Raw genomic sequence first — 12,758 nt, forward strand, 5'->3', positions numbered from 1 at the left:
TTCCTTATCAGGGAAGTGGTTTTAATTGATCCAACGCCATGTTTAACAGTAATACATTAACGACCGGCCCTCCGGCAAATGCAGGTTGAGGATTTTGAATGGTGCGGTTTATCAACTGTTCAACCTGCTCCCGCGATATACCGCGTACTTGCGCAATGTGTCCGGCCTGATAGTAAGCCGCCTGTGGTGAAATGTTCGGGTCCAGACCGCTGGCGGAACTCGTTACCAAATCGACTGGCACCGGTTCGGTATTACCGATGCGTTTATGCCATCCGTCAACACTTTGGCTGATGGCCTTGTCCAGCGCCGGATTGTTACCCGCCAGGTTGCTGCCGCCAGAAGCCAGCGTATTATAGGCGCTGTCGGCGGTTGCGGATGGGCGGCCCAGAAAATAGCCGTCACGGCTAAATGACTGTCCTATTAGTGCTGAACCCACGGCTTTGTCCTGCCGGTAGATCAATGAACCGTTGGCCTGGGATGGGAATAACCATTGTCCCAGCCCGGTGACCAGTAACGGGTATGCCAGCCCGGTAATTAAAGCTAACAACAGCAGTAATAGAATCGAAGAACGTACATAACGCATAACTTTCTCCTTAGCTTATGCTATACCCAGCCCGGTCAGCAGGATGTCAATCAGTTTGATGCCAAGGAAGGGTACCAGCAGCCCGCCCAGACCATAGATCCACAGGTTACGACTTAGCAGCGCTGCCGCACTCATTGGTTTATAGCTGATGCCTTTCAGCGCTAGCGGGATCAGAAACACGATGATTAACGCGTTAAAGATCACCGCCGACAGCATGGCGGAGGCCGGTGAGTGCAATCGCATCACATTCAGCGTATTCAATTGTGGATAGGTTGCGGCAAACGCGGCCGGAATAATGGCGAAATACTTGGCAACATCGTTGGCGATGCTGAATGTAGTCAGTGATCCACGGGTCATCAGCATCTGTTTACCGATGTGTACCACTTCGATCAGCTTGGTGGGGTTGGAGTCCAAATCCACCATGTTTCCGGCTTCTTTCGCTGCTCGTGTGCCAGAGTTCATGGCGACAGCCACGTCGGCCTGTGCCAGCGCCGGAGCGTCGTTAGTACCGTCACCGGTCATGGCGACCATGCGGCCTTCTGCCTGATATTGGCGAATCAACATCAGTTTGGTTTCCGGCGTCGCTTCTGATAAAAAATCGTCCACACCCGCTTCAGCAGCAATCGCCGCGGCAGTCAGTGGGTTGTCTCCGGTGATCATCACCGTTTTAATGCCCATATTGCGTAGCTCGGCGAAACGTTCCTTGATGCCGCCTTTGACGATATCTTTTAGCGCTATCACGCCGAGTACGCGTTTGCCTTCGGAGACCACCAGTGGTGTTCCGCCCTGACGCGCTACACCGGCCACTATCTCTTCTACTTCCGTCGGGAAATGTCCCTGGTTGGCGTCGATGTAACGGCGTAACGCATCCACTGCGCCTTTACGGATGGTTCGCCCCTGAACATTGACACCACTCATACGTGTTTGCGCAGAGAAGGGCACAAAGGTGGCATCCAATTCCTGCAATGGTCGTTCACGCAGGTTAAAGCGCTGTTTGGCCAGAATTACGATGCTACGGCCTTCCGGTGTCTCATCGGCCAGAGATGCCAGTTGGGCTGCATCTGCCAGTACCTGTTCGCTGATACCGGGCGCGGGTAGGAATGCGGAAGCCTGACGATTCCCCAATGTGATGGTGCCGGTTTTATCCAGCAGCAGGACATCAATATCCCCGGCGGCTTCCACCGCTCGTCCGCTGGTGGCAATGACGTTAGCGCTGAGCATCCGGCTCATCCCGGCTACGCCGATAGCGGACAGCAGCCCGCCGATGGTGGTGGGAATCAGACACACCAGCAGCGCCACCAGGATAGTGATGCTGACTGCAGTGCCGCTGTCATTGGCCGCCACGCTGAACAATGAGAAAGGGTACAGCGTAGCGGTGACCAGCAGGAAGATAATGGTTAGTTCCACCAGTAAAATCGTCAGAGCGATTTCGTTCGGCGTTTTACGGCGCTGGGCACCCTCTACCATGGCAATCATGCGGTCAATAAAGGTTTCCCCCGGATTGACGCTGCACTGAATCACCAGCCAATCAGACAATACGTGGGTACCGCCAGTGACAGAGGCGAAATCACCTCCGGACTCGCGGATAACCGGCGCGGACTCACCGGTTATCGCGCTTTCATCTACAGAAGCGCCGCCTTCCAGCACCTCACCGTCACAGGGGATCATCTCTCCGGCGACAACTAACACCACGTCGCCTTTGCGCAGGCTTTCCGCCGTCACTCGCTGAGAATCGGCATCGTGGTGCGGTGCTGCCAGTTTGTTGGCCCAACTGGTTTTTTTTACTCCCCGCAGTGTTTCGGCTTGCGCTTTACTACGGCCTTCCGCCAGCGCTTCGGCAAAGTTGGCGAACAGTACGGTAATCCACAACCACAAGGAAACTGCACCGGTGAAGAAGGCGTCACCCGTTGTCTCTTGGGCGACAATCGCCAGCCAGATACCGGTTGTCAACAGGCTACCCAGATACACTACGAACATCACCGGATTGCGCCACTGTACCCGGGGATCAAGTTTTTTCACGGCATCTAACAGGGCGTTGCCCATCAGAGTGGAATTAAAAAGTGCTTGCTGTTTACGAATCATCATAGATCTCCGGCTCAGTGAACCAGATTAAATGTCAAATGTTCGGCCACCGGGCCTAACGCCAAAGCGGGAATGAAGGTCAGTGCACCAATAAGTAGCACGATGGCAATCAGCATGCCGATGAACAGAGGACCACTGGTTGACAACGAGCCTTTGGTTTCTGGTTGGCGCTTTTTGACGACCATCGAACCGGCAATTGCCATGACCGGTATCATTACCGAGAAGCGACCAATCAACATGACAATCGCCAGCAAGACGTTATAAAACGGAGTGTTGACGCTCAGACCAGCAAACGCGCTACCATTGTTATTCGCCGCCGAAGAGAAGGCATACAGCACTTCGCTGAAGCCATGTGCTCCCGGATTGAGGATCCCGCGGCGTCCGGCGTCGGTGCTGAGGGCAAGCGCCGTACCCAGCAGCACCAGTGCGGGGGTGATCAGAATGACCAATGCGGTCATTTTCATCTCATAGGCGGCAATCTTTTTACCCAGATATTCCGGTGTGCGGCCAATCATTAGCCCGGCGATGAAGACGGTGATCAGCACGAAAATCAGCATACCGTATAACCCGGAACCTACACCGCCAAATACGACTTCACCCATCTGCATTAGCCACATGGGTACCATGCCACCCAATGCGGTGAATGAATCATGCATGGCGTTAACGGCCCCACAGGACGTCGCGGTGGTGATAGCGGCAAAGAACGCCGAGGAAAGAATGCCGAAGCGAGTTTCCTTACCTTCCATGTTTTGGCTACTGTCGGCGCCTAGTGCCAGCAAATGTGGATTACCGCTGACTTCCGCGTACATTACTGCCGTGGTAGCCACGACCAGGATGAATAACATGGCCCACAGCAGAGTGTGACCTTGCCGGGAATCGTTCACCGCACGGCCGAACGCAAAACACAGCGCAGTAGGAATCAGCAGGATAGACAGCATCTGTACCATATTGCTCAACGCGGTAGGGTTTTCAAACGGGTGCGACGAGTTGGCACCAAAGAAACCACCGCCATTGGTACCCAATAACTTGATGGCTTCCTGCGACGCCACCGGGCCCATCGGCAGAATTTGCGAAGCGCCTTCCAGCGTCGTCAGGTGTTGGTAAGGCAGCAGATTCTGAATTACGCCCTGACTGATAAAGAACAGGCTTAACAGTAGCGACAGTGGCAACAGTACATATAGCGTGATACGTAACAGATCTAACCAGGCGTTACCTAATGCGGTCGTTGAATGGCGCGCGAAAGCACGAATCAGCACGAACGCTACCGCGATACCGCTGGCGGCGGAGAGGAAGTTTTGTACCGTCAGCCCCAACATCTGACTGAAGTAACTTAGGGTGTTCTCTCCGCTGTAAGCCTGCCAGTTGGTGTTGGTCATAAAACTTACGGCGGTATTCAACGCCAGATGCCATGACAGCCCTGGCATATTTTGCGGGTTTAACGGCAAGTGATCCTGAAACATCAGCAGGAAAAACAACAACAATCCGCCAGTCAGATTAAACACCAGTATGGCCAACGTATATTGTTGCCAGCACATTTCATCCGTATTAAAACCGAAGCCACGTGCCACTGTCAGTTCGAACCGCTGTAGTACCGTACCGGTTTCCCCTTCGATCAGACGAGCCAAAAATTGTCCCAGGGGTTGAGCCAGCAATATTACTGTCACCAGTAGACTGGCAATCAGTAAAAAAGCATCCGAGGCCATCAGAAATCCTCCGCCTTCAATAAGGCATAGAACAGATAAACCAATAGCAGCACAACCAGAATGCTGCCTATGATGGTTCCGAAATTCACAATACACCCCCAACGGTGCTGTCAGAGCGAGAGATCGTCAGGCTACCCGGATGGAAAAAAAGAAAGTGCAAATTTGACAAGGACCAGCGTAAAAAAAGTATAAAAATGCCGGACTGCGAAATGAGCACTTGCGGAGGGAAGAACTCGTGAAGTGTAACGTTATTCACTACTATGCAACAAAAGAGTCGCTGAATAATCAAGTAATAAATTGCATATTTTTTGAGCTATCAAGTGATAAGATTTTATCCGCATGGTAGAGTTTTGATCGACATTACCAATGTAGACATTCATCGCCAGTCGGGGGTTTATCGTTCCTGACTGCCTTACATCGAGGATTGTCATGTCTCTTTATACTGCTTATTCCTGGCGTCGAGTTTTTCTGCGCCGTATAACGGTGATTATAATTGGTGCGCTGATGTTTCCGGCGCTGCTTTTCTGGCGAGATCGCGCCCGCGTTTATAGCTATTTACACTGCGTCTGGCTGAAAACCAGTGACAAACCGGTATGGCTGGCACAGTCAGAGAGTGTTATTAACGATCTTTATTGATAACTGCACTGTTATTTTTCAGCCCTTGCTGGGACACCACACTGTTCATATAAGCGAGGGTTTTGTTTGCCCTTTTCCTGCCAGTCAGTCTCATTATTTATTACGTTATTTTCTGTCCCTTCTTCACAGCAACGGACATAAATCCGCTATGCTATTGAGATAGCTCTATCTTTTAACGAGGTCACCATAATGACACTTGATCAGATTCCCGTTGGTATTAGTGCTTGTCTGCTTGGAAATCCGGTACGTTTTGATGGTGGCCACAAGCGTTTTTCTTTCGCGGTAGAGCAGTTGACTCCTTATTTTGGTTTTGAATTGATATGTCCGGAAATGGCGATAGGGTTGCCAGTGCCTCGTCCGGCGCTGCGGCTGGTGAAGGATGACCAGGGCATGGTCACTATGCGTGCCAGTAATGGTGCGCCGCTGGATGTCACCGAAAAAATGCAGCTGTTTGCAACGGAGTCCACACAGAAGCTTATGCATTTATGTGGTTACATCGTTTGTGCCAAGTCCCCCAGTTGCGGTATGGAGCGGGTGAAGGTTTATGACGAATCTCAGAAGAATGCACGTAAAAGTGGCGTAGGGTTGTTCACTCAGCAACTTATGACGTTAATGCCGTGGTTACCGGTTGAAGAGGATGGACGTCTGCATGATCCGGTGCTACGTGAAAATTTTATCGAGCGGGTTTTCACGTTGTATGAATTGAATCGACTATGGCAACAGGGGTTAAGTCGTGGGGCGTTAGTGAATTTTCATAGCCGTTACAAACTGCTGCTGTTAGCGCACTCTCAACCGGGATACCGAGAATTGGGGCGTTTCGTGGCCGCGATGGAACAGTGGGATTCGCTGGCAGATTTTGCTGCGGAATACCGTTTACGGCTAATGGAGCTGTTATCGCATCCGGCCAGTCGGCGTAACCATACCAACGTGCTGATGCATGTGCAGGGCTATTTCCGTCGCCAGCTGACAACACTGCAACGACAGGAGCTGGCTCATCTTATTGAGCGGTATCGTCAGGGTATGCAGCCGCTATTGGCTCCCATCACGTTGTTACGTCACTACCTATCTGAGTATCCGGATGCTTATTTGTCTCAGCAGCGTTATTTTGAACCCTATCCGGAAGCGTTGCGTTTACGTTATGGTCATTAGTTTTCAGTGAAAAGGATGGTTCATGACCACACATCTGGTCTGGCTTCGTAACGATTTACGCCTTACCGATAATCTGGCATTACATGCGGCCTGTCAGGATCCGACGGTCAACGTGATAGCCCTGTTTATTGCCACTCCGGCGCAGTGGGCCAGTCATGATATGTCGCCGCGTCAGGCCACCTTTTTACTGGAAAATCTGCATGTGTTGCAACAGTCTTTGCATGACATCGGCATTGAACTGCACTATCACCAATGTGCTGATTTTACAGACAGCGTTCGCTGGCTGACGGAATATTGCCGGCAACAGCGAGTTACCCATCTGTTCTATAACTATCAATATGAATTGAACGAGCGCCAGCGGGATCTTTCGCTGGCGCAGGAATTGGCCGGACAGGTAATTTGTCAGGGGTTTGACGACAGTGTATTGCTACCGCCGGGTAGTGTTATGACTGGAGATGGTGAGATGTATAAGGTATTTACACCATTTCGTGAGGCGTTCATCAAACGATTGCTACATAGCGATATCCATTGTGTTCCCGCCCCGGTGCCGCGCACAATGGCAACCACTCTTCCACTACGGCCGTTGACACCATTCAGTTATCCCCTGCAAACAATAAACGACGCATATCCAGCGGGGGAAAAGTCCGCATTACAGCGGTTACGTGATTTCTGCCACGAACAGATTCAGTTTTATCACCAACAACGTGATTTCCCGGCCCAAGCGGCTACCAGTAAGCTTTCTCCTTATCTCGCACTGGGCGTGTTGTCGCCACGGCAATGCATTAACCGTATGCAGATAGAACAGCCCGACTGGTTACAGCAACGTGAGGCGGGAGCATTTGTCTGGTTTAATGAACTGATTTGGCGGGAGTTTTATCGCCACGTGCTGGTATTCAATCCATCTGTATGTAAACGGCAACCCTATATCGATTGGACCCAACAGATTGTCTGGCGTCAGGATCCTCATGGGTTAGCTGCCTGGCAGCGGGGGATACCGGGTATCCCATTGTGGACGCCGGCATGCGGCAACTCAATCAGACGGGGTGGATGCATAACCGTTTGCGTATGATTTGTGCCAGTTTTCTGGTGAAGGATTTGTTGATCGATTGGCGGGAAGGCGAACATTATTTCATGATGCAACTGCTGGATGGCGATCTGGCCGCTAACAATGGTGGCTGGCAGTGGGCGGCCTCGACAGGAATGGATGCCGCGCCTTATTTTCGTATTTTTAACCCAACTGTTCAGGGTGAACGTTTTGATCCTGAAGGGACATTTATTCGACACTGGGTACCAGAATTGGCGCTAGTACCAGGAAAGTCGATTCATCAACCTCACCGCTGGGCGGAAAGTCAGCGTCGTCAGTTGAACTATCCTCAGCCTATAGTTGAGCACAAACAGGCCCGCTTGCGGGCGTTGGCCGCTTTTAAGGCGGCAAAAGATGTCAACCCTGGTGGTGACAAATAACAAAGGAGGCGTGTTTATGCGTAATACCGAACTGGAAACACTGATTAACCAGTTACTGAATGTCGCGGCGTTTCAGGACTACGCTCCGAACGGGTTACAGGTTGAAGGGCGGCCTGAGGTCAAACGCATTATTACGGGTGTCACCGCTTGTCAGGCATTGCTGAATGTCGCAGTGGAGAGGAATGCGGATGCGGTACTGGTACACCACGGCTATTTCTGGAAAAACGAGCCCGTCTCTGTTCGCGGCATAAAACGCCAGCGTCTGAAAACATTGTTAGCCAATGATATCAACCTGTACGGATACCATTTGCCATTGGATGCCCATCCTGAACTGGGGAATAACGCTAAGCTGGCAGCAATGCTGGATATTGACGTCCAAGGCGAAATCGAGATGTATCTGCCATATGGTGAACTGCGTCAGCCACAGAGTGGTGAAGATCTATGCCAAAAGCTGGAAGTCCTGCTTGACCGGACGGTGCTGCACTGTAGCGATAATGCGCCAGCGGTAATTAAACGGATTGCCTGGTGCACCGGTGGTGGCCAGAGTTTTATTGACCAAGCGGCCGATTTTGGCGTCGATGCCTTCATCACCGGCGAAGTGTCTGAAAAAACCATTCATACCGCGCGTGAGATGGGCATTCATTTCTATGCCGCAGGTCATCATGCCACGGAGCGAGCCGGCATTCGTACATTGGGAGAGTGGTTGGCTCAACATCACGGCTTTGACGTGACTTTTATTGATATACCTAACCCGGCGTAAGAACCGTTCAGTCATGATATGAGGTTGGGGCCATTGGTGGCCGGCCATTCGTCAATAGTGGAGGAAGGATGCAACGGGCACGCTGTTATCTGTTGGGGGAGAAGGCTGTAGTGCTGGAACTGGAACCCCCGGTACTACTGGAAAGCCAGCAGCGTATCTGGGGATTGGCTGAACGTCTGAATTATCACGAAGATGTGAGAGAAGTCATTCCCGGTATGAATAATATTACGGTTGTACTGGAACACCCTCAGCAAGTGGCGCTGGATGCTATTGAATGGTTGCAGCATTGGTGGGAAGCGAGTGAATTATTGGAGATGGAGTCACGGGATATTGCTATTCCGGTTGTCTATGGCGGTGATAGTGGACCCGATTTGTCGTTGGTGGCCGATCATTGTGGAATGAGTGAAAAACAGGTAGTGGCATGTCATTCCGCAGGCCACTATATCGTCTATTTTCTTGGCTTTCAGCCTGGTTTTGCTTATCTGGGCGGACTGGATGAACAGCTTTATACCCCACGCCGGGCCGAGCCGCGGTTGTACGTGCCAGCGGGTTCTGTTGGTATTGGCGGTCATCAAACCGGTATTTATCCTCTGTCGACACCGGGTGGCTGGCAGCTTATCGGTCATACCCCTTTGTCTTTATTCAATCCGACAGACAATCCCCCTACTTTGTTAAGACCAGGGGATCGGGTACGTTTTGTTCCCCAGCCGGAGGGAATATGCTGAATATTATCCGGGCCGGTTTATATACCTCGGTGCAGGATACCGGCCGTTTCGGTTTGCGTCGGTCAGGTGTCAGTCAGTGTGGTGCGTTGGATATTCCTGCATTGAAAATTGCCAATCTGCTGGTTGGTAACGATAGTGGTGCCGCCGCGCTGGAGATTACGCTGGGGCAGTTGGTAGTTTCGTTTACGTCAAATTGCTGGATTGCGCTGACCGGCGCTGATTGCCATGCAGACCTGGATGGAAAGCCGTTGTGGACGGGATGGCGCTTTGCAGTTGAACCCGGTCAGGTATTGCGCTTGCGAGCACCACGACATGGTATGCGCAGCTATCTGGGGGTTTCTGGCGGTATCCAGGTACCCGAAATACTGGGATCATCCAGTACAGATCTAAAAGCTGGATTCGGCGGCCTGGATGGACGTTTGCTGGCAGACGGTGACCAGCTTCGGCTAGGTAAACCCATCGTGTTGCCTAAAAAACAGGTTGGTGTGAAGCAGTTACTGTTCAGTAATCGTATACGGGCATTGCCGGGGCCGGAATATCAGGAGTTTAGTGAAGACGCACGTAATACTTTCTGGCGTGCTGACTGGCATCTTAGTCCGCAAAGTAATCGTATGGGATACCGTTTACAGGGACCGTCGCTTGAGCGCCATATATCACGTGAAATGTTATCTCATGGCGTGTTGCCAGGCGTGGTGCAAATACCTCACAACGGCAGACCCATTGTATTGATGGCCGATGCACAAACCACCGGGGGATATCCGCGCATTGCCTGTGTAATCGAAGCCGATCTTTACAATTTGGCACAAATTCGCCTCGGTGAGCCGGTACACTTTATTCACTGCTCGCTTGAGGATGCTCGGCGAACGTTGCAGGAGCAACAGCGTTATCTGGAACAATTGGCTTGGAGGCTACATGATAATTGATTTAAATGCCGACCTGGGAGAAGGTGGCCAATATGATGAGGAATTATTACAGTTGGTCAGTTCTGCCAACATCGCCTGTGGATTTCATGCCGGAGATGCGCTGAGCATGCGCCAGTCAGTTCTCTGGGCAATAAAATATGGTGTAGCCATCGGTGCTCACCCCAGTTTTCCAGACCGGCAAAACTTTGGTCGTACTGCCATGCAGTTACCACCGGAAACGGTTTATGCGCAGGTGGTTTATCAACTGGGGGCATTATCCGCGATCATTAAAGCAGAAGGAGCGCGGATGTTCCATGTGAAGCCTCATGGCATGCTTTATAACCAGGCAGCCAGGGATCCAGCGTTAGCGGATGCTATTGCACAAGCGGTCAAGGCTGTTGATCCTGGCTTGTGTTTGGTTGGTTTGGCGGGTAGTGAGGTGATATGGGCTGGAAAACGGGCTGGACTTAAAACCCGCCATGAGGTCTTCGCCGATCGGGGTTATCAGCTTGATGGAACATTGGTGCCGCGTGGGCAGCCTTCGGCATTAATTAACAGTGACGAACTGGCATTGGCGCAGACACTGGAGATGATTCAGCGTCAGCGGGTGCGGGCCAGTGACGGAAGCTGGGTCACGGTTCAGGCCGATACGGTTTGTCTGCATGGCGATGGTGATCATGCGTTGATTTTTGCGCGGAAACTACGGCAAAGTTTTACCCAATACGGGATTCGGGTCAGTGCGCAGTAGGTCTGAATTGGCGAGATGGAAAGCGTTACGATTGCTATGAACACATGGGCGCCCGCTCTATAAGCACCACAATGGTTATGTTCTTGAGAGAATATTGGCATTGTCTGGTACTTGCTACAGTTGTTATTTGTTGTATTAAAAATAGTTAAGGGCCGGATTATCCGGCCCTTATGACACGAGTTAATACAAACAGGATCAGCGTTTGCTTATCGATGAATCGAAGTCGCGCTGTTCATAACCGGTATACAACTGGCGCGGACGGGCGATTTTCAGACCGTCGCCGTGCATTTCACTCCAGTGCGCAATCCAGCCAACGGTGCGGGCAATAGCGAAAATAACAGTAAACATGGTGGAAGGAATTCCCATGGCTTTCAGAATGATGCCAGAGTAGAAGTCCACATTCGGATACAGTTTACGCTCAATAAAGTACGGATCGTTGAGCGCAATATTTTCCAGTTCCATTGCCACTTCAAGCAGATCGTCTTTCGTACCCAGCTCTTTCAGCACTTCATGACAGGTTTGGCGCATTACGGTGGCACGGGGATCATAGTTTTTATATACACGATGACCAAATCCCATCAAACGGAAAGAGTCATTCTTGTCTTTCGCACGTTTAATGAATTCCGGAATGTGTTTAACAGAACTGATTTCCTCCAGCATGCGCAAACAGGCTTCATTGGCGCCACCGTGTGCCGGTCCCCACAATGAAGCAATACCTGCGGCAATACAGGCAAAGGGATTTGCGCCAGACGAACCTGCGGTACGTACCGTGGAAGTAGACGCATTTTGTTCATGGTCAGCGTGCAGGATCAAGATTCGATCCATCGCACGCTCCAGTACCGGGTTCACCTTGTATTCTTCACACGGAGTAGAAAACATCATGTACAGGAAGTTACCGGCATAAGAGAGATCGTTTTTCGGATAAACAAAAGGCTGGCCGATAGAGTATTTGTAACACATGGCCGCCACGGTCGGCATTTTTGACAGCAAACGGTATGCTGCAATTTCACGATGGCGTTCGTTACCGATATCCAGTGAATCATGATAGAAGGCAGCCAGAGCGCCAGTTACCCCACACAGCACGGCCATTGGGTGGGAGTCACGACGAAAACCGTGGAACAGACGGGTGATCTGTTCGTGAATCATGGTGTGGCGGGTAACGGTGGTCTTGAAAGTATCATACTGCTCTTGAGTCGGTGCTTCGCCAAACAGCAGAATATAGCAGACTTCCAGATAGGTCGATTTTTCAGCTAGCTGAGAGATAGGAAAGCCACGGTGTAACAAAATCCCCTGGTCGCCATCGATGTAGGTAATCTTGGATTCGCACGATGCGGTAGAAGTAAAGCCAGGATCGAAGGTGTAATAGCCTTTAGAACCGAGGGCACGAACATCAATTTCGTCATTACCGAGCGTACCTGTCAGGACATCAAGCTCAATCTGCTCTTGATCTATGATAAGCGTCGCTTTTTTATCAACCATTATAGTCTCCTTAGCGCTTTGATTTTAAATATTTTCCACCGTAGAAACATTGTCATGCCTGACTCTGTAGAGGGATGCGCAGCACCAATAGGGCACAGAGTCGAAACTATGTGCGTCAGGCAGGTTTCATTCAGGATGAACAAGTTGTTCTCCCAGTGTGGATATTAACCATGTTCTGAATTCATTGTAGTCATTAACGATGCACGATGATTTTCCCGGGGACGTTATTTACCCACTGTTACATAACTTGTGCAGATGGGAAAGGGCCACTGTTGACCTTTAGCACAGCATAAGAAATCCAGTCACTAGTTGTAATTTAAATGTTGATCTTTTGTCAAATCAGATAATTGATTTTATATAAATTGTGAAAATCGTGATCTAAATCACTGTTCAGGGGAAATGTGTCCAAACCGTTTGTGTGGTAATTGTAATGAGAATGTGAAGTGCCTATACTGCCGCCAGGTCTCCGGAATACCCTGCAGTAGGAGCACCCAGTATGATAGGTCTGCGCGGTTTGAACATTCGAC

The 12,758-nt window shown here is 50.8% G+C and carries 10 protein-coding genes and 1 pseudogene; 7 read left to right on the top strand and 4 right to left on the bottom strand.

Annotated elements, in window-relative coordinates; translation table 11 throughout:
• Window positions 1-7: 7 nt before the first annotated feature.
• The 3 genes from kdpC to kdpA are packed head-to-tail and all read right to left on the bottom strand — an operon-like array spanning window position 8 to window position 4,368.
• Entirely contained in the window at window positions 8-583 is a 576-nt protein-coding gene (gene kdpC / locus PCO85_07270) for a potassium-transporting ATPase subunit KdpC (GenBank protein ID WJV55203.1), read from the bottom strand.
• A 15-nt stretch (window positions 584-598) separates the two neighbouring features.
• On the bottom strand, window positions 599-2,665 hold the full coding sequence (kdpB, locus tag PCO85_07275; protein WJV56022.1) for a potassium-transporting ATPase subunit KdpB: 2,067 nt from the start codon (window positions 2,663-2,665) through the stop codon (window positions 599-601).
• Window positions 2,666-2,679: 14 nt separating this feature from the next.
• A complete protein-coding gene (gene kdpA, locus PCO85_07280) occupies window positions 2,680-4,368 on the bottom strand; it encodes a potassium-transporting ATPase subunit KdpA (GenBank protein ID WJV55204.1) in 1,689 nt (562 codons plus the stop codon).
• Window positions 4,369-4,797: 429 nt separating this feature from the next.
• On the opposite strand from kdpA, the gene PCO85_07285 reads away from it, so the two are divergent.
• The 7 genes and pseudogenes from PCO85_07285 (at window position 4,798) to pxpA (ending at window position 10,752) form a co-directional block, all read left to right on the top strand.
• Window positions 4,798-5,004 (top strand): DUF2517 family protein, encoded by a 207-nt coding sequence (locus tag PCO85_07285; GenBank protein ID WJV55205.1) that lies wholly within the window; start codon window positions 4,798-4,800, stop codon window positions 5,002-5,004.
• Between the two features lie 189 nt (window positions 5,005-5,193).
• Window positions 5,194-6,153, top strand: a complete 960-nt coding sequence (locus PCO85_07290; GenBank protein WJV55206.1) for a DUF523 and DUF1722 domain-containing protein — start codon at window positions 5,194-5,196, stop codon at window positions 6,151-6,153.
• A gap of 22 nt (window positions 6,154-6,175) precedes the next feature.
• Window positions 6,176-7,617: pseudogene (gene phrB / locus PCO85_07295) on the top strand (deoxyribodipyrimidine photo-lyase).
• 16 nt (window positions 7,618-7,633) lie between these two features.
• Window positions 7,634-8,377, top strand: a complete 744-nt coding sequence (locus tag PCO85_07300; protein ID WJV55207.1) for a type 2 GTP cyclohydrolase I — start codon at window positions 7,634-7,636, stop codon at window positions 8,375-8,377.
• A gap of 68 nt (window positions 8,378-8,445) precedes the next feature.
• Complete coding sequence (pxpB, locus tag PCO85_07305) at window positions 8,446-9,102, top strand: 5-oxoprolinase subunit PxpB (protein WJV55208.1); 657 nt, start codon at window positions 8,446-8,448, stop codon at window positions 9,100-9,102.
• Entirely contained in the window at window positions 9,096-10,025 is a 930-nt protein-coding gene (locus PCO85_07310) for a biotin-dependent carboxyltransferase family protein (GenBank protein ID WJV55209.1), read from the top strand. The genes pxpB and PCO85_07310 overlap by 7 nt, the downstream gene beginning before the upstream one ends.
• Complete coding sequence (gene pxpA, locus PCO85_07315; protein WJV55210.1) at window positions 10,015-10,752, top strand: 5-oxoprolinase subunit PxpA; 738 nt, start codon at window positions 10,015-10,017, stop codon at window positions 10,750-10,752. Before PCO85_07310 ends, pxpA begins: the two co-directional genes overlap by 11 nt.
• 195 nt (window positions 10,753-10,947) lie before the next feature.
• On the opposite strand, the gene PCO85_07320 is transcribed toward pxpA, so the two are convergent.
• Complete coding sequence (locus PCO85_07320; protein WJV55211.1) at window positions 10,948-12,231, bottom strand: citrate synthase; 1,284 nt, start codon at window positions 12,229-12,231, stop codon at window positions 10,948-10,950.
• Window positions 12,232-12,758: the final 527 nt, after the last annotated feature.

The organism is Prodigiosinella aquatilis (genome assembly GCA_030388725.1).
Classification (GTDB): Bacteria; Pseudomonadota; Gammaproteobacteria; order Enterobacterales; family Enterobacteriaceae; genus Prodigiosinella; species Prodigiosinella aquatilis.

Coding starts and splice junctions, on each gene's coding strand:
- pxpB (WJV55208.1), top strand. CDS start 8,446: ATGCAACGGGCACGCTGTTATCTGTTGGGGGAGAAGGCTGTAGTGCTG.
- pxpA (WJV55210.1), top strand. CDS start 10,015: ATGATAATTGATTTAAATGCCGACCTGGGAGAAGGTGGCCAATATGAT.
- PCO85_07290 (WJV55206.1), top strand. CDS start 5,194: ATGACACTTGATCAGATTCCCGTTGGTATTAGTGCTTGTCTGCTTGGA.
- kdpA (WJV55204.1), bottom strand. CDS start 4,368: ATGGCCTCGGATGCTTTTTTACTGATTGCCAGTCTACTGGTGACAGTA.
- PCO85_07300 (WJV55207.1), top strand. CDS start 7,634: ATGCGTAATACCGAACTGGAAACACTGATTAACCAGTTACTGAATGTC.
- PCO85_07320 (WJV55211.1), bottom strand. CDS start 12,231: ATGGTTGATAAAAAAGCGACGCTTATCATAGATCAAGAGCAGATTGAG.
- kdpC (WJV55203.1), bottom strand. CDS start 583: ATGCGTTATGTACGTTCTTCGATTCTATTACTGCTGTTGTTAGCTTTA.
- PCO85_07285 (WJV55205.1), top strand. CDS start 4,798: ATGTCTCTTTATACTGCTTATTCCTGGCGTCGAGTTTTTCTGCGCCGT.
- PCO85_07310 (WJV55209.1), top strand. CDS start 9,096: ATGCTGAATATTATCCGGGCCGGTTTATATACCTCGGTGCAGGATACC.
- kdpB (WJV56022.1), bottom strand. CDS start 2,665: ATGATTCGTAAACAGCAAGCACTTTTTAATTCCACTCTGATGGGCAAC.